This window comes from Helicobacter pylori oki112, from assembly GCF_000600085.1.
GTDB lineage: Bacteria > Campylobacterota > Campylobacteria > Campylobacterales > Helicobacteraceae > Helicobacter > Helicobacter pylori_CY.
Genome location: NZ_CP006821.1, coordinates 824,249 through 844,238, shown reverse-complemented (window position 1 = coordinate 844,238; position 19,990 = coordinate 824,249). Strand labels below are relative to the sequence as shown.

Sequence of the window (19,990 nt, the reverse complement as noted above, 5' to 3'; positions counted from 1 at the left end):
ATCACTTGAGAAGGGATTTTAAATAAGCCATATTAAAACGGATGTGTTTGATATGAGAGCGGTTGTAGGTATAGACAATATCTATAAAATGAGGATTAAGACTATAGCTTGGGTAACTCACTTCATTCGCTTTATCTAAAATCTTTAAGGTTTTAAACGAGTTGGAGTTTTCTAATTTAGAAAGCAGGAGTTCTTTACGGCGCAGTGATAAATCGCTAGGGTTGTGGATCAAATACAATTCTTTGTTTAAATTGATCAAATTCAAAGCGTCATTCAAGTTTTTCAAATTCGTAAGCGTGGGTTTTTGCCAAGCAGTGGGGGTTTTACAGGTTTCTAGCATGAGGCTATCTTTAAAAGAATGGTTTCTAAACGCCATGATAGCGCAATCTTTAAAGGGGGTTAGGCTTGGCTGGAGCTTGTGGTTTAGGGCATTAGGCCTTAAAAGCTCTCTTGGGTTATTTTGTTGGTCAAATTTCAACAACAAGGGGTATTGGGTGGCTAATTCGTGATAGAGCGGTAGCATAAACCCGCCATCAGTGGTGCTTAAAGGCTTATTCCTTATCAAATGGCTTAAGTTTAAAAAAGGGCTTAAAGAGAGTTTTTGCACAAATTTAAAACGAATCGGCTCTAAAGCGCTTTCAAGTTGATAGATTTTAGAAGTGGCCCACCCGCCCATGCTCACCCCTACAACAAACAACAAAATTTTATCGTCATGCAAAAAAAGCAAGGGGTTACCTAGTTTTTTGATGTATTCATGCGAATAAAAAGAAAGCTCTTCTTTGGTTAAAATAACGAAGGCTTCGCTCCAGCGATTGATCTTGCTATCAAAAAGATTCGCGCTGATTTTCACATCCCTTGCCCCTTCTTTAGTGCCGCTAAAATAAGCGCTCAAAAGGTTATCGTTAGGCAAGCTGATTAAAGCGCTCGCATGCACGCTTAAAGCGTCATTTGGTTTAGGGATAGTGAGCTGTGTGAAATAGGGGGGGCTTTTGGTTGAAAGGGTTTGATTGTGCACAAAAGCATAGGGGGGGGTTTGGCGCTTCATTATCATTAAAAATAAAACGATAAAAAGCCCCACAAAAAAGGCGGCATGTTTTAGGCGATTTCTTGAATGTTCCAAGATAGCGTTTCGCCCCCTCTTAAGATAGCGATTTTTTCATTCAAACAAAGCGTGTGCGTGGGGACTATAAAGGGTGTTTTACTCAGACGCACCTTTTTAGCTGGCAAATTGTCTAGCGCGTAGATTTTTTTAGCGTTGTCGCTGATAAAGGCTTGCAAGTTTTCTAAAGCGTTGTGTTTTTCAAAAAGTTCGCACAACGCAGGCAACAAAATAGGGGCAGAAAAGATGCCTGCTGGGATGTTAGCGCTATGCTTTTTAGAGACAAAATGTGGGGCGCTATCAGAGCCAAAAGAGATTTTAGGGTGGGCTTTTAAAGCAAGGGATAAAAGCCTTTCTTGGTCTTTTTTGGTTTTGATTAAAGGTTTGCAAAAACAATGCGGGTTCAAACTCCCCCCTAATAAATCATCTAAGGTCATGCTGATATGGTGTAAGGTTAAAGTCGCATAGAGGTTGGTATGCTTTTCAATTAAAGCGATACTGCGCCAATCGCTCAAATGCTCTATAATGATTTTGAGTTTAGGGAATGAAAGCGCAAAAGTTTCTAAAACGCTATGGCATAAAAATTCTTTATCCAGACAAAACCCGGCTTGTTCTGCGTGGATGCATAAAATAAAGCCTAATTTTTGGGCGTTTTCTAAAATCTCTAAAGTTTTTTCACCCAACAAATCCGAAGTGCCGTTTTGCGCGTTTGTGGTCATGCCTTTGGGGTAGAGTTTTAAAAACCTGATTCCTTTTTCTTGGGCGCGTTGCAACTCTTCTAAAGTCAAGCCATCATTAAAATACAAACTCATTAAAGGCTTGAAGTTTGAAGAATGGTTTAAAATTTCCTCTTCGTATTCAAGGGTGGTTGGAGTGTCAATCAAGGGCTTACTGAGATTAGGCATGATCACCGCAGCGCTAAAAGGCTCGCTAGAATATCCTAACACGGCTTTTAAAAGCGCGTTTTCTCGCACATGCAAGTGGGCGTCTATGGGGTCAAAAAGCGCGATTTCCATTTTTTAATTGCCCCCTAAGTAATAACGCACTCTAATGCGAATGAGGGTTTTAGTTTTGGGGCGTGGGTAATCCTTATAAGCGATCTGAATGGTCTTTAAGGTGTTGTCATCAAGCATTTTATATTCAGAGCCAATGATGATTTTAAGATCGCTAATATCGCCATTAGGGTGCAAGTAAAACTCTACCGCATTCGTCCCGTCTTGCCCTAAATAAGCCGCCACTTGAGGGTATTCTAAATATTTTTGCGTGATGCGCCCAATATCCCTTAAATTATTCCTGATGAAATCTTTTTCGGCTGTGCCTAAATCCCCAAATTCTTCGCCATACAATTCATCAATATCCCTTCTGGTTTGGTTATCCAAGCCTTTATTATTTTCTTGTCTGGGTGGCGCAACTTCTTTAGGCAAGAAAGAAAGCTGGTTAGGGTCAAATTCTTTTTTGACAGGTTTTTTCTCTTCCACTTTTTTATGCTCTACTTTTTGTTCTACTACTTTTTTCTCTTCTTTTTTCTCCTCTACTACTTTTTTCTCTTCCACTTTTTCCACTTTTTTAAGAGCCTTATGTTTGTGGTTGGGCTTTTTGGGTTCAGGTTTGGGTTTTGGCTTTGGTTTAGGCTCAGGCTTAGGCTTTTCTATAGGTTTTGGCGGGGTTGGCGGGGTTGGCGGAGTTGGGGGTGTGGGAGGCGTTGGAGGTTTTTGGGGGCCAGCCAGCGTGGGTTTAGGAGCGCCTGGGGTGTTTTTACTGGGATCTTGCGAATGGCCTCTTTTTAAAACCAATAAATTTTCAGGATTTAATTTAACGAGCTTGGGTTTTGAAGGAAAAAAATCTTCTCTGTGTTCAAATAAAAAATAAATCAACCAATGCAACAATACAGACAGAATGAGAGAAAAGAAAAAATTCCTATTAGAATGATCCACAGGGTCAAAATTTTTCCCTAATTTAGCAGGTTGTAGTTTAGAATTTTCCGGCATATAAATTTCCTAATTTTGAATTCTTTATATTATTTTCAGCTTCTTTAATCAGTTCTTCTTTAGATGTTTTTGGGCTTATTTTGTCTAAAAGCAGGCCGTATTTATCGCTTAGTAAGACCAAGTAACGCTCCTTATTAGTTTCTATGGAAATGATTTTATGGTTCGCACCAACACGACCCAAAACACTAATTTCTAACTTAAAATCTTTTGTAGAAAAAGACCCTTGTGTGGGAACAATTTTTTTTTTGATTATATACAATATTAAGAGTAAGGCAACAATAACCGCTAGCGCCTTATAAGCATGGCTTAAATCCAGTGGGGGTTTTAACTCTAGAGTGTTTAAAGGGCTTTGGGGTTGCTCGTTGGTGTCTTTTTGTGCAAGGTTAGTTTGCTGAGATTTTTCTTTCAGGTTAGGCGGTGGGGCTAAATGAAAACCTTTAGGTAAAAAAAGAAAGCGGAGTTGCTTTTTGTCCTTGCTGTTTGAGGCTTGGATTTCTAATTCCACTTTAGCTTTTTTAGACAAGAGGTAGATGTCATTTTGGTAGGAAAACATTTCTAATGCATTCAAAGAGGCTTCTTTAAAATCCATCATTTTTTTAGAATCTAGTTTAGCGTTTTTTAAAACGATCACCTTTTGCCCTTCAACTTCCATGATTTTAGGCGTTTTGTTAAAAGGCGTTTCAAAAGTGAGCGTGGTTTGCACGGCTTTTATAGGTGGTGTTGCTGGAGCGTTTGAATCAGGTTGGATTTCTTTTAGTGCATTTTGCCAATGCGCTAGTTTAATGGGGGCGTCATCGTTTAAAGGTATTTTTTCTTCAGCCAGTAACATAAAAGCAGCGCTCAATAACAAGAATAACAATCTCATGAATTTTTAGCGAGATAATACACAATGGCGTTAGAATCAAGGATTTCATTCAAACGAATGGCTAAATTCCTTTCAAAAACCATCACCTCACCCTTACCAATCACCCGCCCGTTCACAAAAGTATCCACGCTTTCTCCGGCGGGTTTTTGCAAATCAATCACAGAGCCTTTTTCAAAACGCAAAATTTGCAATAAAGGGATTTGCGTAGAGCCAAGTTCGGCGCTAAAAACAATCTCCATGTCTAAAAGGTTTTTATAATCGCAAATGAGTTCTTCTAAATAAGTGGAAAGCTCTAGTTCTCTTTCTTTATTCGCTTTCTCTTTTTCTTTTTCGGCTATTTTCAACTTATTAGCTTCTGTTTCTGACATAAAACCCTACTCTTTCAAGAATGATTTGACTTTGATTATAAAATCTTAATTTTACTATAAATTTTATAACAAATAAAGCCACTACGCTTTAAAGCTAGCCTTAGAAACGCAAAATTCTTTTAAAAAACACGCATCGCATAAGGGGTTTTTAGCCTTGCAGGTGTAGCGGCCAAACAAGATTAAGGCATGGTGGAGTTTGGACAGGTTGTCTTTAAACAGATCGCTGAGTTCTTCTTCGGTTTTAATAGGCGTTTTAGCGTTGCTTAAGCCTAAGCGGTGTGTTGCGCGGAACACATGGGTATCTACGGCTATATAATTTGCATCAAAGCACACTGAAAGCACCACATTAGCGGTTTTTTGCCCCACGCCATCTAAACTCATCAATTCTTTTTGCGTAGAGGGGATAACGCCCTTAAAATCCCTAACCACTTTTTGCGCCATACTGATTAAATGCTTGCTTTTGTTGTTGAAATACGAAACGGATTTAATAATCTCTTTAACCTCTTCTAAAGAAGCGAGCGCTAAATCGTTCACGCTCGGGTATTTTTCAAATAATTTGGGCGTTACTTTATTCACTCTAGCGTCCGTACATTGAGCACTTAAAATGGTAGCCACTAATAATTCATAGGGGTTTTTATGGTGCAATTCGGTGGTTTGGTTGGGGTAATGTTTTAAGAGCAACTCTTTGATTTGTTGGGCTTTTGTTTTAGTGCGTTTTAAGCCCATTTTCACACGCTTTCTTTGATGACAAGGTATTGCGCTTCATGGGATCTTAAAGCCACTTGAATGCGGTTGATTTTAACCGAAAGCGTGGCTTTTTTCATGGAATAATGCAAAAGAATGCATTGAACCCCTTCATGGATACCAAAAGAGAGGAAGCGTTTTTTAAGGGCTTCATCGCAGTTAGCGATTTCTACGATTTCATAAACTTTGTCTTTAATGGCTTCATTGAGCGTCATTTTACTTCCTTTTTGAATCAATGTTTTTTTTGACTTCATCCACGATGATGTCAATAGGTGTGAAAATACGGCGTAAGATTTTGAAAGGTGCTTGGATAATATCTGACGCTAAAGTGACTTGAGTTTTAGGTTTATCCAGCGTGCCTTTGACATTCACATTAGTGGTGATTTTACCTCCTTTTCCTAAAACGAGATAGCCCACAATAGGGATTTTATTTAAGACATTACTCAAAGCCTTGATAGTGGAAACTTCTAAATTCAAATCCAATTTGTTTTTGTCTAATTCAATGATCCCATTGCCAGCAATATCAAGCGTTTTGCCGATAAGATCAATTTTTTCTAACCCTAAATATTCTTTAGTGATCCCAAAAACAACAGACCCCTTTTTGATTTGATAGCCATTAGCCCCTAAATGAGGGTTCCTAAAGACAATGAGAGAGGGAATGGTGTTGATGAGATTGATCATGTTTTGCATGAGGGCGAAATTCTTTAAGCTTGTGTTTTGGAATTTCAATTCGCCGTTGAAAACCTGATCTTCAAGAGCCCCAATAAGCGTGAATAAGCCCCCTTCTACGAAATCTTTTTGGAGGATAGTGTTGATATAATCCCCGCTAAAATTATGGGCTTTAAGATACAAAGCCCCATGCACTAAATCCGCCATGATCATGGCGTTTTTATAATTGCCATCAATTTTCACTCTGTCATCTTGAGCGACAATATCAAGATTTTCTAAAGGAAAAGGCATTTTTTTATAGATTAACACGACATCTTTAGCATGGATGCGTGTAGAGATAGGGATAATTTTGTGGGCTTTTTCATAGCGTTGTTTGGCGCTAATGAAAATATCTTCATCTTGGATTTCTTTAGAGCTAGGCTTTTCTTTTCGTTCTTTTGAGAATAATCCCGCAATAGCTGGTATCTTACTATCTAAAAAATCGTCAATACTCAAATCAATATTATTAAGGGTAATATCCTTTTGATCCCCCTTAACTTTTATAGATATGCTTTTGCTTGGAGTATAGACAGAAATTTCATCTTTATTAATAGAGCCAAATAAAGAGAGGGAATTAAACTGCTTGCCGTTGCTATGATAGATGGGTAAAGTGATTTTCAAATCTTTAGCAAAAAAATCAATATTGATAAAATCGCTCGTAGAAACTTCTAAAGAGCCATCTTCTAAGGCGAAATATTTCATAATAGGGGAATAGGGCTTGATTTTTTTCAAATCTTTGATTCTAAAAACATAGGCGTTATCTTTAAATTCGCCATCTAATAAGAGTTGTGGCACGCTCCATTGCATGTGGTTGGGGTTAGAAAAATCAAAATTCAAAGAAAGGTTTTTAAGAGTGTCTCCTGTAGCGTAGAAAACATCTTTGGTGAATTTGTCTTCACTTTGGGCTTTAATGGTGTCTATGATTTTTCTTCTAAACACTTCTGAGTTTTCACCTTCTTGAATAATAGAATGCAAACTTTTTAAATCTAAAGAAAATTTAGTAGGCTGTGGGTTATCTTGGTCGTTGTTCAAGCCATAAGAACGCATGTTGACATTATTGTTAGTGTTGAATCGTATTTTATGGACTAAAGAATCCAAAGAAAGGGTTTTTTTATTCAAATCTAAAGCGATTTTAGCGTCTAAATCCAGCATGTTTTCATAGCGGGTGTGGGTAGTTTCTATGTAAATGTATTGGTATTCTTGGGTAATATCTAAGCTTATATTAGCGTTTTGCGTATAAAGGGGGATATTATAGAGCGAGAGAGTGCCTTCTTGCAAATTAACGCTGCCTTGAACGCTAAATAAGGGGGCGGTGTTTTTCAAAAATTGTAAGGTGAGTTTCAAATCCGCACTAGATGGCATGCTGATTTTATCCAAAGGTAAAACGACTTTATAAGCGCTCAATAAATCCTTAATGCTATCGCCATAATAATTAGGGGTCGTTTTTAAAAAAATCTCCAACTTGGGGGCTTCTAACAAATTGGAAAAAGTGGCGTAAGAGCCGGTCAATTCCATGGTTTCATAAGTGATTTTTTGGGGCTGTATGAGGAGCTGTTTGTTTTTGAAGATCAATTCGGTTTTATCCATTTTAATGGGCGATAAGCCATCATTAAAAACGACTGAAGGTTTAATCAAAGTGGCTTTAACTACAGAATTTTCCAAAAGCGATGGGACAAACTCGCTAGGAGTGAAATTGGCTTTGATTAAAGCGTTATCAATCTTAAAGCTAGCAAATTGGATCTTATCAAAAATCCATGTTTTTAAATTTTTTTGCGATTGGCGTTGGAAAAGAGGCTTTAAAAACGCCAGGCTTTTCATTGGAGAAGTGTTAATTTTTAATTCTATGGTTTTTAAATCGGTTAGCCCTTGCAAATAAATTGCAGCACTGGGTTCAATTAAAGGCTTGACAATCAAATTGAACGCCATTTTCCTAGCTTTAGGTGAATAGTGGGCGTTGCCATCCACTTGGACTTTAATGTCTTTAAAAAGCAAATTGATGATTTTAAGCTTGATATTTTTATCGTCTTCTAGGGAAAATTCCCCTTTGACTCCTGGAAATTCCAACTCGTATTTATTCCCATCAAAAAAGATATTGGCTTTATTTTTATCGTCTAAAATAATTTCTTTGACTTTAAGTTTTTCAAAATAAGACACCGCCCAAATGCCATAACGGATATTTTTAATCAGATCAGAAACTTCTAAACGCTTTTTAGTGGGTTTTTGATGGAAGAAAGAAGAGAGATCAATGCGTTCAATTTCTAAAGAAAGCTTGTTGTTAAGTTTTAAGTATAATTCAGAAATGCCAAGCTTCCCGATTTTTAAATTTTGTATGTGAATGCCGTTTGAAAGGGTTTTGTGAATGACAACTAAAAGAGTGAATACTGCCACAAACAAGATAATGACATTAAATACTTTCTTGGATACATGTTTTCTTTTGTTCATTAGTATTCTTTTTTATTTAAGTATACCAATTTATCCTAACAAAGTGGTGGTTGTCCCGCAAGGTTCGCTCAAAAAAGTGTTTTTTTCTTTAAAAGATCAGGGCGTGGATATTAACGCTTTGGATTTGTTTTTTTTACGCTTAATGGGCATGCCTAAAAAAGGCTATATTGACATGGGCGATGGGGCTTTAAGAAAGGGGGATTTTTTAGTCCGTTTGATCAAAGCAAAAGCGGCGCAAAAAAGCGCGACTTTAATCCCTGGAGAAACCCGCTATTTTTTCACGCAAATTTTGAGCGAGACTTACCAACTAGAAACAAGCGATCTCAATGAAGCTTATGAAAGCATCGCTCCACGATTGAACGGCGCTGTGATAGAAGATGGGGTGATATGGCCAGACACTTATCATTTACCCTTAGGAGAGGACGCTTTTAAAATCATGCAAACTTTGATCAGTCAATCCATGAAAAAACACGAAGCCTTAAGCAAACAATGGCTTGGATACTACCATAAAGAAGAGTGGTTTGAAAAAATCATTCTCGCTTCCATTGTGCAAAAAGAAGCCGCTAATACTGAAGAAATGCCCTTGATTGCGAGCGTGATTTTTAACCGCTTGAAAAAAGGCATGCCTTTACAAATGGATGGGGCTTTGAATTATCAGGAATTTTCACACGCTAAAGTGACCAAAGAGCGCATTAAAACCGATAACACCCCCTATAACACCTATAAATTTAAGGGCTTGCCTAAAAATCCTGTAGGGAGCGTGAGCTTAGAAGCAATCAAAGCCGTAGTTTTCCCTAAAAAAACGGATTTCTTGTATTTTGTGAAAATGCCGGATAAAAAACATGCTTTCAGCACGACTTATAAAGAGCATTTAAAAAACATTAATCTTTCTAATAATCATTTTTAAGATTAAGGTAAATGGGGCGTTTTTTCTTTTAAATTAAGTAAAAAGTGTTTAGTATTTTCTCATTTCAATTTTAAGTTCCTACTATTAAAGCATTTTAGATTTTATTAAAAAAGGCTTGCTACAATTTTAGGCAAATTTTGATTGCTAGGGCTTAAAACAGCTTTTAGCACAAAGGAGAATGAATGGCTAAAATGAGCGCTCCAGATGGGGTTGCCGTTTGGGTGAATGAAGACAGGTGTAAGGGTTGTGATATTTGCGTATCGGTATGCCCTGCTGGGGTTCTTGGCATGGGGATTGAAAAAGAAAGGGTGCTTGGAAAAGTGGCCAAAGTAGCCTATCCAGAGAGCTGTATCGGTTGTGTGCAATGCGAGTTGCACTGCCCGGATTTTGCGATTTATGTGGCTGACAGGAAGGATTTCAAATTCGCTAAAGTTTCTAAAGAAGCCCAAGAAAGAAGCGAAAAGGTTAAAGCCAACAAATACATGCTCTTAGAAGAGACTATTTTAGAAGGGAGAGGCAAATAATGCGTGAGATTATTTCTGATGGGAATGAATTAGTCGCTAAAGCGGCGATTGAAGTGGGGTGTCGGTTTTTTGGGGGCTATCCTATCACGCCAAGCTCGGATATTATGCATGCGATGAGCGTGGCTCTGCCCAAATGCGGCGGCCATTTTATCCAAATGGAAGATGAAATCAGCGGGATTAGCGTGTCTTTAGGAGCGAGCATGAGTGGGACGAAGTCTATGACAGCCAGCTCTGGGCCTGGTATTTCATTGAAAGTGGAGCAAATCGGTTATTCTTTCATGGCAGAAATCCCTTTAGTGATCGCTGATGTGATGCGTTCAGGCCCATCAACCGGAATGCCCACTCGTGTGGCTCAAGGCGATGTGAATTTCTTAAGACACCCCATACATGGGGATTTTAAAGCCGTTGCACTCGCTCCTGCTAGTTTGGAAGAAGCTTACACAGAGACCGTTCGCGCGTTCAATTTGGCTGAAATGCTTATGACTCCTGTATTCTTGCTCATGGATGAAACCGTGGGGCATATGTATGGCAAGGTGCAAATCCCAGATTTAGAAGAAGTGCAAAAGATGACCATTAATCGTAAGGAATTTCTAGGCGATAAAAAAGACTACAAACCTTATGGGGTTGCACAAGATGAGCCGGCCGTTTTGAACCCTTTCTTTAAAGGCTATCGCTACCATGTTTCAGGCTTGCACCATGGGCCTATTGGCTTTCCTACTGAAGACGCTAAAATCGGTGGGGATTTGATTGACAGATTATTTAATAAGATTGAATCCAAGCAAGACATTATCAACGAAAATGAGGAAATGGATTTAGAGGGTGCTGAAATCGTTGTTATCGCTTATGGTTCGGTTTCTCTAGCGGTTAAAGAGGCCTTGAAAGATTACCATAAAGAAAGCAAGCAAAAAGTCGGCTTTTTCAGGCCTAAAACCTTATGGCCAAGCCCGGCTAAACGCTTGAAAGAAATAGGGGATAAATACGAAAAAATCCTTGTGATTGAATTGAATAAAGGGCAGTATTTAGAAGAGGTTGAAAGGGCTATGCAAAGAAAGGTGCATTTCTTTGGGCAAGCCAATGGGCGCACGATTTCGCCCAAACAAATCATCGCAAAATTGAAGGAGCTTTAAAATGGCGTTTAATTATGATGAATATTTGCGTGTGGATAAAATACCCACTTTGTGGTGTTGGGGCTGTGGCGATGGCGTGATTTTAAAATCCATTATCCGCACGATTGACGCTTTAGGTTGGAAAATGGATGATGTGTGCTTGGTGAGCGGGATTGGTTGCAGCGGGCGCATGAGTTCGTATGTGAATTGCAATACCGTTCATACCACGCATGGTAGGGCTGTGGCGTATGCGACAGGGATTAAAATGGCTAACCCCAGTAAGCATGTGATCGTGGTTTCTGGCGATGGCGATGGCTTTGCGATTGGAGGCAATCACACCATGCATGCGTGCAGAAGAAACATTGATTTGAATTTTATTTTAGTGAATAATTTCATTTATGGTTTGACCAACTCCCAAACTTCGCCCACCACGCCTAATGGCATGTGGACGGTTACGGCTCAATGGGGGAATATTGACAACCAATTTGACCCATGCGCTTTAACCACCGCTGCTGGGGCGAGTTTTGTGGCCAGAGAGAGCGTTTTAGACCCTCAAAAATTAGAAAAAGTGCTTAAAGAAGGTTTCACGCATAAGGGCTTTAGCTTCTTTGATGTCCATAGCAATTGCCATATCAATTTAGGGCGTAAGAATAAAATGGGCGAAGCGTCTCAAATGCTAAAATGGATGGAAAGCCGATTGGTGAGCAAACGCCAGTTTGAAGCCATGAGCCCTGAAGAAAGGGTGGATAAATTCCCTACAGGCGTTTTAAAGCATGACACGGACAGGAAAGAATATTGCGAAGCGTATCAAGAAATCATTGAAAAAGCACAAGGAAAACAATAATGGAAGCGCAATTACGATTTACGGGCGTTGGAGGGCAAGGCGTGCTGTTAGCGGGAGAGATTTTAGCTGAAGCGAAAATTGTGAGTGGGGGCTATGGCACTAAGACTTCCACCTACACTTCGCAAGTGCGTGGAGGGCCTACTAAGGTGGATATTTTGCTAGATAAAGATGAAATCATTTTCCCTTATGCTAAAGAGGGCGAGATTGATTTCATGCTTTCAGTCGCTCAAATCAGCTACAACCAGTTTAAAAGCGATATTAAAAAAGGCGGTATCGTTGTCATTGATCCCAATCTAGTAACCCCCACTAAAGAAGATGAAGAAAAGTATCAGCTTTATAAAATCCCCATTATCAGCATCGCTAAAGATGAAGTGGGTAACATTATCACGCAATCTGTGGTGGCGCTAGCCATTACCGTGGAGCTTACCAAATGCGTAGAAGAAAATATCGTGCTAGACACCATGCTTAAAAAAGTCCCTGCAAAAGTCGCTGACACGAACAAAAAAGCCTTTGAAATTGGCAAAAAACATGCTTTAGAAGCTTTGAAAAAATAAGGGGGTAACTCCTTATCTTATTTTTCTTTAGCTATAGCTTTTTCCCCTTTTTTTGTATTTTTGAAAAAAAAAAAAAATGGTATAATGCTCAAATTTTACAAAGGATTCTTGTATGCGCAAATTTTTGGATGGGGCAAAAAGTGAGATTTTAAAATATGATGTGATTTCTTTTGATATTTTTGATACCCTTCTTCTAAGACCTTTCATTAAACCCACAGATTTATTTTGGTATATTGAGACTAAATATAATATTAAAGGTTTTCATCAAGCAAGAATCCTGGCAGAAATGCAATCTAGAGAAATCAGTAAAAGACAAGACATTACTCTAGATGAAATTTATCATCAAATCCCAAAAGAGTTTCATTCATATAAGGGAGTAGAAATTGCCACTGAAAAAGAGGTGCTTATTCCAAACTTAGAGATGTTAGAACTCTATCGTTTCGCTAAAGAGAACAATAAAAGAGTGATTATTGTATCAGATATGTATTTACCTTTAGAGGTCCTTGAAGATATTTTAATTTCTAAGGGTTTTGATGGTTATACAAATTTCTATCTCAGTAACCATATAATGCTTACTAAGCATTCGAAGGATTTGTTTAAACATGTTTTAAAACAAGAAAATATTACTAACACACAAATGTTGCATATTGGTGATAATTCTTGGGCAGATGACGCTATGCCTAAAAGTTTAGGTATAGCAACGCTATTTAGAAAAAGCGTATTGAAGCAATTTGAAGAAATTTTTCCTAAATACAAAACATTTAGTCCAACCAGTGTTGCACAAAGTTTTATTTTAGGATCTTTATGCGTTTTTTATAAAAATTATATTCAAAAACATGAAAAATTTGATTATTGGTTTCTTTTGGGAGCGATGCAGGCAGGAATTGTAGCCGTTGCTTATTGCCAGTTTATCTATAAAGAGATTCATAAAAGAAATATTGATACTTTAGTGTTTGTTGCACGAGATGGTTATTTATTGCAAAAAATTTTTAATATTTTATATCCAAATTCATATAAAACTACTTATATTTATGCTCCCAGAATTTTAAAAAAAGCGGTATTTTTAGAAGTCGTAGAGGGCGAGAGTTTGGAAATTTTGCGTATTTTAGAAGGCGAAGAAGAAATTAAAAAGAAACAAATCACCACCAACCAACAAGCATATATATACATATATAGTAACTTTGAATACTGCCGCCATTTAGCGTTAAAATGTTTAGATAATTACAGAAAATACTTGTCTTCATCAAATTTAGAGGGAAATATCGCTATTGTAGATACGATTACTTTAGGCTATTCTTCGCAAGGGTTAATCCAAAAAGCTTTAAACAAAGAAGTTTTTGGGTGCTATGTGGATCTCCTAAGAATTTTAAATTATGATTGCGTGAGTTTCTTACCTTTTTCACACCCTAAATCCGTTTATTTTCATAATTGGGATTTTATGGAGTTTTTGCTAACAAGCCCTGAATACCCTATTTTAAATGTAGAAAATGGCGTTCCAATTTATCAAAAAGACGTTTCATCTTGTGAAAAACACCGCTCTAAAGCTTATGAAAAAATAGTAGAAGGGGCTGTTGGATATGTTTCATATTTTAAAGAAAGTCAAATTTCTTTAGGCATTTATGATGTGATAGAATGGGTAAATTTCTTTATTGACAATCCTAGTATTCAAGATCAAGAGCAATTTAAACAAATTTATTTTCTTCCAGACGCGACGCATAAAAACGCTCTGCCCTTGTTTTGCAACGATGTTTCTTTATTGTCTTGTATTTTAAAACCTTCACAAAGTTATGGTATATTAAAAAGAAGCCTTAGGACAAACAAGCAAGAGAGATTGTTTAAAATATTATCTCTAATTAAAAAAATCTATGGGAAGTTAAAAAAGAAATGATAAAATTGGCTCTGTTTTTAATCAAATATAGATAGCTAGGGCTTTCTCCCTTAATATAATTCTCTCAAAAATTATTCACTAGATATTTTTCATTTATCCAATAGTTTGTTTTTGAGTATAATCCTACGAAAACTTTAAGGAACGGCATGGAGTTTTTAGGACTGATTTTGAGTCTAGCTGCTATTTTGATAGCGTTTAAAAAGCCTGAAAAAGAAAATTGGGCGTTTGGGATTTTGATTGTGGTGTGGTTGGTGGAGCTTATTATTTTTATAGCCCACAGCTCTAGCGTTTTGCCTAACATGAATCTATAAGGGGGATGCATGAATAAAGAAACCCGATTTTACAATCTTTTTTCTTTGGCGGTTTTAGGGATTTTGATCTTTCCTGTGGGTTTGGCGAATTTTTATTTTGGCTATGTTTTGAAAGATTCGCCTTGTATTTTTTGCTGGGCGCAACGCATTAACATGATTTTAATAGGGGCGGTGGCGCTTTTGGTGGTGCGTTTTGGGTTTAAGCCTAAATACATTGCTTTGCTGTTGCTCATGGCTAGTAGCGGGTTATATGAGAGCTTTTATCATACCGGTAGCCATGCCTTAGAAGATGTGGGGCAGGGATTCGCGCTCGCTATTTTGGGCTTGCACACGCAGTTTTGGGCGCTTTTTGTCTTTTTTAGCGTGGTGGCGCTTTTAGCGGTTTTGCTCTTTTTTGCCCCTAATACCCAACTTTTTAAAGATTATTCATTAAACACGCTCCAAAAAAGCGCTTTTTATGTTTTCTTTATAGTGGTGGGTTCTAATGCCGTGCAAGCGTTTATTTCTACCGGGCCTTTCCCTTACATAGGGCAAAGCGATCCGGTGCGTTTTTCGTGGAATTTGAAAGAATCTGTCTGGTCTATGGAAAATTGGAATCATTTGAAATTCCCAAGAAGCGTTTTAGGCAGAAGAGATGTGGGTGAGCCTTTGAAATTGAGCGCTTTGCCTAAAGATAATGATTATGAGCATTCGCCTTTAGAAATTACAAAAGCGTTGGAGATTGAAAAAAAAGAAGAGCTTTTTTTAAAACTGAACGGAGCGATCACGGATTTGAGTTTCAATGAAGACAAGGCGATCTTTACCACAGAAAACCAAGGCCTTTATCTTGCGGGTAACGATTTGAAAACTATTCATAGCCATATGGTGCTAGATAGCTATTATAGCGCGACGGTGGGGTCGTTCGTGGGGGCGGATTTTAACGAAGATGAAAACATTGTGATCATGGGCAATAATAAAACGAGCGTAGAAATCACCCCTAACAAAAACGCTAACGCGCTTAAAAACTTCCCTTATTTTTTAGAAGGGGCTAACTCTTTTGATGAAGTGGAGCGCAGCCGCTTGAAAACTTCTAGGGCGAAAAACTATTATGTTAGCGTTGCAAGAAGAGGGGCTAAATTCACTTATTTGATCAGCGCTCCTAACAAGCGTTATAAGGATTTGATTATCATCTCCATGCTTAATAGCGACAAACAAGTGCATGGGGAGTTTTTACTTGAATTGGGCAATGCCAAACTTAAAGAAAAAAGGAAACTGGGCGAGTTAGTCATTAGCGCGTTAGCTTTAAAGGATGATAAGCTTTATGCGTTCAGTAAGGAATTTAACACGCTTTTAGTCATAGACCCCACAAAAGAAGAGATCCTTGAAGTTTATGGCTTGCCTAAAGAGATTAAAAATATCAGCGCTGGGGGGTTTAGGGATAATGAGCTTATCCTTGTGAGCTATGAGAATCATAAAAATATTCTCTATACTCTTAATTTTTAAACTCTTTTAAAGCTACTTTTTTCTAATATATTAACGCATTAGAAGATGGTCGCTATTTTAGAATAGAGGAAAGTCCGGGCTACATTAGACAAAATTCCATCTAACGGATGGCTAGCGTAAGCTAAGGGAAAGTGCCACAGAAAGCAAACCGCCTTTTTAAGGTAAGGGTGAAAGGGTGGGGTAAGAGCCCACCAAAGCTAAAGTAATTTAGCTTGTTTGGGCAAACCCAATTTGTAGCAAGAAGTGCATGGTAAGTCTAAATTGATACGCGCTTCGCTTGAGGAATATTGCAAAATATTTCCCAGATAAATGGCCATCCATTGACAGAACCCGGCTTATTCTAATGCTTAACTGCGTGTTGATTTTTTAAATAAAGTTTTAATCATTTTATTTTTTTTATTTTTTACCTAATTATTGCTTAAATCTTAAAGATTTGTGTTACACTCTGTAAAATCAAAATTAAAGGGGATAGCGTGTTAGAAAAATCTTTTTTAAAAAGCAAGCAATTGGTTTTATGCGGATTGGGTGTTTTGATGTTGCAAGCTTGCACTTGCCCAAACACTTCACAAAGAAATTCTTTTTTACAAGATGTGCCTTATTGGATGTTGCAAAATCGCAGTGAGTATATCACGCAAGGGGTGGATAGCTCGCACATTGTGGATGGTAAGAAAACAGAAGAGATAGAAAAAATCGCTACCAAAAGAGCGACAATAAGAGTGGCGCAAAATATTGTGCATAAACTCAAAGAGGCTTACCTTTCCAAATCCAATCGCATCAAGCAAAAGATCACTAATGAGATGTTTATCCAAATGACACAGCCCATTTTAGACAGCTTGATGAATGTGGATCGTTTAGGGATTTATATCAATCCTAACAATGAGGAAGTGTTTGCGTTAGTGCGCGCGCGTTCTTTTGATAAGGATGTTTTGAGCGAGGGGTTGCATAAAATGTCCTTAGACAATCAAGCGGTGAGTATCCTTATTTCTAAAGTGGAAGAAATCTTTAAAGATTCTATCAATTACAGCGATGTGAAAGTCCCTATAGCCATGTAGGTTTAGAACAATAAGGGTTCTTCGCCATCGTCGGTTTTTTGTGGGGTAGGGGTGATGGAATTAGGGGTTGAGTAGTAGGGGATTTTATCCACGATTTCTTTACGCAAGTCTTTGGGGACATCAAACTTTCTTTTTAAAGAAGGTTCGATCGCTAAAATATTACGCATGAAATACGAATACACAGGCGCACTCACAACGCCTCCTGTCGCTCCTTTGCCAATAGGCGTGTTATCGTCCCTCCCAAACCAGATCACGCTTTGTAAGGTGGGGGTAAAGCCAATGAACCAAGCATCCACATTATTATTGGAAGTCCCGGTTTTACCGGCGATTTCTAAACCTTTAATGCGAGCCAAACTCCCTGTGCCATTTTCTACCGCATTCATCAGCACTGAAAGGGTTAAAAAAGCCTGTTCTTTAGAGGTGATCTTTTTGGTTTCCATGGGCGTGAAAGTTTTGACATTGTTTTGCTGATCGGTAATGCTTTCAATGAGCATGGGTTTGAGCATGGTGCCGTAATTAGAAAATAAAGAATACTTTTCAGCCGCTTCAATCGGTGAGATAGTAAAGCTCCCTAACACAATAGACAAGTCTTTAGGGAGGTTTTTAAACCCCATATCGCTTAAAGATTGATAAATTTTTTCAAAGCCAAGCTGATCGCTTAAATTGATCGTGGCTAGATTTAACGAATGGCTCAAAGCTTCTTGTAAGGTTACAAGCCCTAAAAACTTGCGAGAATAATTGCTAGGGTGCCATGCGTGGTTTTGTCCGCTGTTTTTACTATAATTGCCATTTTCAAAATTTCGCGCGGTATCAGGGATTTTAGAAGTGGTGGAATAGCCATTATCAAAAGCGATTTGATACACAAAAGGCTTTATCGCGCTTCCAAATTGCCGTTTGGCTTGCGTGGCGCGATTGAAAGCACTTTTTTTATAATCAATCCCCCCCACTAAAGCTAAAATCTTACCGGTGCTTGTGTCTGTAACTATCATGCTGGCGTTCAAGTTGTCTTCATCTTCATTAGAGGCGTTAGTTTTTGGCTTTTCTTTAGCGATTTTTTCTAAGATTTTTTGATACCCAAAACGCAAGGACTCTAACGCTAATCGTTGGTAATCCAAATCTATCGTGAGCTTTATGGTATAGCCTTGAGTTTTTAACCCGTCTAATTGATCCAATTGTTTCAACACTTCATCCACGACATAGGGAGCGATGTTTTGCGTGGAAGTCTGGTTATAGATAATTGGCACTTCATTGAGAGCGCCTTTGAACTCGTTAGAAGAAATCCAGCCTAAAGAATACAACCGCCTTAAAATATCATTAGCCCTAGAGAGTGAAAATTCTAAATTTTTGGTAGGGTCATAAAAACTTGGAGCCCTGGGCAAGGCGACTAACATGGCGATTTCTTTAAGCGTGAGTTTGTCAAGGGGTTTTTTAAAATACCCTAAACTTGCGGTTTTCACGCCATAATACCCATGCCCAAAAAAAGTTTGGTTCAAATAGCGCTCTAAAATTTCTTCTTTGCTTAAGACTTTTTCAATGCGTATGGAAATGATAGCTTCTTTGAGTTTTCTGGTTAGGGTTTTTTCTCGTGTGAGCACCATGTTTTTAACGAGTTGTTGGGTTAGGGTGCTACCCCCCTCGGTGTAACGACCGCTTTTAGCGTTTTTAATCATGGCGCGCATGATAGCGTCTAAATTGATCCCCCCATGTTCAAAAAAGAGGGTGTCTTCTACCGCTAAAAGGCTTTCAATAAATCGTGGGGGGATTTCTTCAAAACGCGCATAAAAACGGAATTCCTTATCATAGATATTAGCGATCAAACGCCCTTTTCTGTCTAAAATCTGTGAAGCGACGCTTGGGCGATAATCTTTAATTTTAGCAATATCCTTATTGGTATTCACCCAAACTTGAGCGATAAGAATGGCTAACAACCATATGACAATCAAAAATAAAACGATAAAACCATAAAAAATCTTTTTTAGCATTTAATCACTCTTAAAAAAAGATTGTATTTTAGAATAATTTAAAAGGGTGTTTGCAAGCTCTTTAGTGTCTTCTAAGCTGTTTTTAAGGGATAAAGAGACTCGTAAAAGGGGTTTAGAAACCGTGGGGGGGCGGATAGCTCCCACTAAAAACCCCTTTTCTTTCAAAAAACGATGAGCGTTTAAAAGAGCAAGATTGTTTTCAAATTCTAAAGTAAAAAATCCTGCGAGCGTTCTAATACCTAAGGTTTCAAAAATAATCTGTTGGTGTTTGCTAAGCTCATTTTTTAATTCTTGTTTTTGCACGATAAAGTATTCTAAATGGGCCAAAGTTAAAGCGGTGTCTAATAGGCTTAAAGCGGTGGTGTAAATCACGCTTTTAGCACGATTGATTAAAAATTCTATGGTTTGTAAAGGGGCTAAAATACAAGCCCCATAGCTCGCAAGCGCTTTAGAAAAAGTGCTGAGTTTAATGATTTTGTCTTTTTCTTTGATGCGATAATATTCTAAAAAACCCAATAAATTCTCGCCGATAGTCCCAAAACTATGGGCTTCATCAACGATTAAAAAAGCGTTAGGAGTCTCTTGAGTGATTGCATAAAAATCATAGGGAGCGACGCTCGCATCCATAGAATAAACCCCCTCAATGGCTATGAATTTGAGTTTATTTTTAGGAGCGTTAAAGAGTTTTTGTTTCAAATCCTTAGCGTCATTGTGCGAGAAAAAAACCACTTGATTAGGTTTAGCTTTCGTGCTAAAAATCCCGCTTGCATGGTAGTGTTCGTCCATGAATAAGAGGGCGTTTTTGACTAAAAGGGTGTCTATTAAAGCCAGATTACCCAAAAAACCACTCCCCACTAAAAGAGTGCTTTCAAATTCTAACAAATCCGCTAGTCGCTCTTCTAATTCTGCATGCAAAGGGTGGTAGCCATTCACTAGCATGGAAGCCTTGGGGGAATGAGAAACAAAAGACTGGAGCTTATTAAAAGCGTTTTGAAGCAAATCTTTTTTAACGCTCAAACCCAAATAATCATTAGAAGCGTAATCCTTTAATAAAGGGTCAAACAATTCTCTTTTGCGGTATCGTTTGGCATGGTGTAGGGCTTCTAAAGATTTAGAAAACATCAAA

19 protein-coding genes and 1 other RNA gene are annotated in these 19,990 nt (G+C 38.0%); 10 read left to right on the top strand and 10 right to left on the bottom strand.

The genetic code is table 11. The annotated features are described in order from the left end of the window. Position 1: 1 nt before the first annotated feature. From HPOKI112_RS04000 to HPOKI112_RS03965, 8 genes are all read right to left on the bottom strand, one after another. The gene (locus HPOKI112_RS04000; RefSeq protein ID WP_025309813.1) at positions 2 to 1,120 is read right to left on the bottom strand and encodes a 3-deoxy-d-manno-octulosonic acid hydrolase subunit 2; all 1,119 of its coding nucleotides are present in this window, start codon (positions 1,118 to 1,120) and stop codon (positions 2 to 4) included. Then, positions 1,096 to 2,115, bottom strand: coding sequence for a dihydroorotase (pyrC, locus tag HPOKI112_RS03995; RefSeq protein WP_025309812.1), 1,020 nt, complete (start codon positions 2,113 to 2,115; stop codon positions 1,096 to 1,098). Before pyrC ends, HPOKI112_RS04000 begins: the two co-directional genes overlap by 25 nt. 3 nt (positions 2,116 to 2,118) lie before the next feature. Further along, complete coding sequence (locus tag HPOKI112_RS03990; RefSeq protein WP_025309811.1) at positions 2,119 to 3,087, bottom strand: energy transducer TonB; 969 nt, start codon at positions 3,085 to 3,087, stop codon at positions 2,119 to 2,121. After that, entirely contained in the window at positions 3,071 to 3,952 is an 882-nt protein-coding gene (locus HPOKI112_RS03985) for a hypothetical protein (protein WP_025276002.1), read from the bottom strand. Before HPOKI112_RS03985 ends, HPOKI112_RS03990 begins: the two co-directional genes overlap by 17 nt. Continuing rightward, positions 3,949 to 4,320, bottom strand: a complete 372-nt coding sequence (gene fliN / locus HPOKI112_RS03980; protein ID WP_000004825.1) for a flagellar motor switch protein FliN — start codon at positions 4,318 to 4,320, stop codon at positions 3,949 to 3,951. Before fliN ends, HPOKI112_RS03985 begins: the two co-directional genes overlap by 4 nt. Positions 4,321 to 4,401: 81 nt before the next feature. Then, positions 4,402 to 5,046 (bottom strand): endonuclease III, encoded by a 645-nt coding sequence (gene nth / locus HPOKI112_RS03975; RefSeq protein ID WP_025276001.1) that lies wholly within the window; start codon positions 5,044 to 5,046, stop codon positions 4,402 to 4,404. Between the two features lie 2 nt (positions 5,047 to 5,048). Beyond that, entirely contained in the window at positions 5,049 to 5,279 is a 231-nt protein-coding gene (locus HPOKI112_RS03970) for a FeoA family protein (protein WP_000174130.1), read from the bottom strand. A 1-nt stretch (position 5,280) separates the two neighbouring features. Then, positions 5,281 to 8,214 carry a DUF3971 domain-containing protein gene (locus HPOKI112_RS03965; RefSeq protein ID WP_025309810.1) on the bottom strand — a complete coding sequence of 978 codons (2,934 nt, stop codon included), beginning with the start codon at positions 8,212 to 8,214 and terminating at the stop codon, positions 5,281 to 5,283. Between HPOKI112_RS03965 and mltG the strand changes: the two genes are divergently transcribed. The 10 genes from mltG (at position 8,132) to HPOKI112_RS03920 (ending at position 16,882) form a co-directional block, all read left to right on the top strand. After that, entirely contained in the window at positions 8,132 to 9,121 is a 990-nt protein-coding gene (gene mltG / locus HPOKI112_RS03960; protein ID WP_038418644.1) for an endolytic transglycosylase MltG, read from the top strand. The genes HPOKI112_RS03965 and mltG overlap by 83 nt on opposite strands. Positions 9,122 to 9,303: 182 nt before the next feature. After that, positions 9,304 to 9,645, top strand: coding sequence for a 4Fe-4S dicluster domain-containing protein (locus HPOKI112_RS03955; protein WP_001096895.1), 342 nt, complete (start codon positions 9,304 to 9,306; stop codon positions 9,643 to 9,645). Further along, positions 9,645 to 10,772: a 2-oxoglutarate synthase subunit alpha gene (locus tag HPOKI112_RS03950; RefSeq protein ID WP_025275996.1), complete on the top strand. Its 1,128-nt coding sequence runs from the start codon at positions 9,645 to 9,647 to the stop codon at positions 10,770 to 10,772. Before HPOKI112_RS03955 ends, HPOKI112_RS03950 begins: the two co-directional genes overlap by 1 nt. Position 10,773: 1 nt before the next feature. Beyond that, positions 10,774 to 11,595 carry a 2-oxoglutarate ferredoxin oxidoreductase subunit beta gene (locus tag HPOKI112_RS03945; RefSeq protein WP_000885326.1) on the top strand — a complete coding sequence of 274 codons (822 nt, stop codon included), beginning with the start codon at positions 10,774 to 10,776 and terminating at the stop codon, positions 11,593 to 11,595. Next, positions 11,595 to 12,149, top strand: a complete 555-nt coding sequence (locus HPOKI112_RS03940) for a 2-oxoacid:acceptor oxidoreductase family protein (protein ID WP_000388017.1) — start codon at positions 11,595 to 11,597, stop codon at positions 12,147 to 12,149. The genes HPOKI112_RS03945 and HPOKI112_RS03940 overlap by 1 nt, the downstream gene beginning before the upstream one ends. A gap of 112 nt (positions 12,150 to 12,261) precedes the next feature. Then, complete coding sequence (locus tag HPOKI112_RS03935; RefSeq protein WP_025309809.1) at positions 12,262 to 14,037, top strand: HAD-IA family hydrolase; 1,776 nt, start codon at positions 12,262 to 12,264, stop codon at positions 14,035 to 14,037. A gap of 146 nt (positions 14,038 to 14,183) precedes the next feature. Beyond that, positions 14,184 to 14,348 carry a hypothetical protein gene (locus HPOKI112_RS08340; RefSeq protein WP_000394803.1) on the top strand — a complete coding sequence of 55 codons (165 nt, stop codon included), beginning with the start codon at positions 14,184 to 14,186 and terminating at the stop codon, positions 14,346 to 14,348. Positions 14,349 to 14,357: 9 nt separating this feature from the next. Beyond that, positions 14,358 to 15,830, top strand: coding sequence for a disulfide bond formation protein B (locus tag HPOKI112_RS03925; RefSeq protein WP_025309808.1), 1,473 nt, complete (start codon positions 14,358 to 14,360; stop codon positions 15,828 to 15,830). A 35-nt stretch (positions 15,831 to 15,865) separates the two neighbouring features. Then, positions 15,866 to 16,181, top strand: an RNA gene (gene rnpB, locus HPOKI112_RS07890) — RNase P RNA component class A. Between the two features lie 182 nt (positions 16,182 to 16,363). Beyond that, positions 16,364 to 16,882: a tumor necrosis factor alpha-inducing protein gene (locus HPOKI112_RS03920; protein WP_308438819.1), complete on the top strand. Its 519-nt coding sequence runs from the start codon at positions 16,364 to 16,366 to the stop codon at positions 16,880 to 16,882. Between the two features lie 2 nt (positions 16,883 to 16,884). Here HPOKI112_RS03920 and pbp1a read toward each other — a convergent pair whose 3' ends face one another. Together pbp1a and HPOKI112_RS03910 are read right to left on the bottom strand one after the other, a co-directional pair. Continuing rightward, positions 16,885 to 18,864 carry a penicillin-binding protein 1A gene (pbp1a, locus tag HPOKI112_RS03915; RefSeq protein ID WP_025309806.1) on the bottom strand — a complete coding sequence of 660 codons (1,980 nt, stop codon included), beginning with the start codon at positions 18,862 to 18,864 and terminating at the stop codon, positions 16,885 to 16,887. After that, positions 18,865 to 19,986, bottom strand: coding sequence for an aminotransferase class I/II-fold pyridoxal phosphate-dependent enzyme (locus HPOKI112_RS03910; protein WP_025309805.1), 1,122 nt, complete (start codon positions 19,984 to 19,986; stop codon positions 18,865 to 18,867). It abuts the gene before it with no gap. Positions 19,987 to 19,990: the final 4 nt, after the last annotated feature.

Excerpts from the sequence above, each read along its gene's own strand:
- HPOKI112_RS03950 (WP_025275996.1), top strand. The coding sequence starts at position 9,645 with ATGCGTGAGATTATTTCTGATGGGAATGAATTAGTCGCTAAAGCGGCG.
- HPOKI112_RS03910 (WP_025309805.1), bottom strand. The coding sequence starts at position 19,986 with ATGTTTTCTAAATCTTTAGAAGCCCTACACCATGCCAAACGATACCGC.
- HPOKI112_RS03920 (WP_308438819.1), top strand. The coding sequence starts at position 16,364 with ATGTTGCAAGCTTGCACTTGCCCAAACACTTCACAAAGAAATTCTTTT.
- HPOKI112_RS03965 (WP_025309810.1), bottom strand. The coding sequence starts at position 8,214 with ATGAACAAAAGAAAACATGTATCCAAGAAAGTATTTAATGTCATTATC.
- HPOKI112_RS03925 (WP_025309808.1), top strand. The coding sequence starts at position 14,358 with ATGAATAAAGAAACCCGATTTTACAATCTTTTTTCTTTGGCGGTTTTA.
- HPOKI112_RS03935 (WP_025309809.1), top strand. The coding sequence starts at position 12,262 with ATGCGCAAATTTTTGGATGGGGCAAAAAGTGAGATTTTAAAATATGAT.
- pbp1a (WP_025309806.1), bottom strand. The coding sequence starts at position 18,864 with ATGCTAAAAAAGATTTTTTATGGTTTTATCGTTTTATTTTTGATTGTC.
- HPOKI112_RS03985 (WP_025276002.1), bottom strand. The coding sequence starts at position 3,952 with ATGAGATTGTTATTCTTGTTATTGAGCGCTGCTTTTATGTTACTGGCT.
- nth (WP_025276001.1), bottom strand. The coding sequence starts at position 5,046 with ATGGGCTTAAAACGCACTAAAACAAAAGCCCAACAAATCAAAGAGTTG.
- HPOKI112_RS03990 (WP_025309811.1), bottom strand. The coding sequence starts at position 3,087 with ATGCCGGAAAATTCTAAACTACAACCTGCTAAATTAGGGAAAAATTTT.
- HPOKI112_RS03940 (WP_000388017.1), top strand. The coding sequence starts at position 11,595 with ATGGAAGCGCAATTACGATTTACGGGCGTTGGAGGGCAAGGCGTGCTG.
- HPOKI112_RS03970 (WP_000174130.1), bottom strand. The coding sequence starts at position 5,279 with ATGACGCTCAATGAAGCCATTAAAGACAAAGTTTATGAAATCGTAGAA.
- mltG (WP_038418644.1), top strand. The coding sequence starts at position 8,132 with ATGACAACTAAAAGAGTGAATACTGCCACAAACAAGATAATGACATTA.
- HPOKI112_RS03945 (WP_000885326.1), top strand. The coding sequence starts at position 10,774 with ATGGCGTTTAATTATGATGAATATTTGCGTGTGGATAAAATACCCACT.
- HPOKI112_RS08340 (WP_000394803.1), top strand. The coding sequence starts at position 14,184 with ATGGAGTTTTTAGGACTGATTTTGAGTCTAGCTGCTATTTTGATAGCG.
- HPOKI112_RS03955 (WP_001096895.1), top strand. The coding sequence starts at position 9,304 with ATGGCTAAAATGAGCGCTCCAGATGGGGTTGCCGTTTGGGTGAATGAA.
- fliN (WP_000004825.1), bottom strand. The coding sequence starts at position 4,320 with ATGTCAGAAACAGAAGCTAATAAGTTGAAAATAGCCGAAAAAGAAAAA.
- pyrC (WP_025309812.1), bottom strand. The coding sequence starts at position 2,115 with ATGGAAATCGCGCTTTTTGACCCCATAGACGCCCACTTGCATGTGCGA.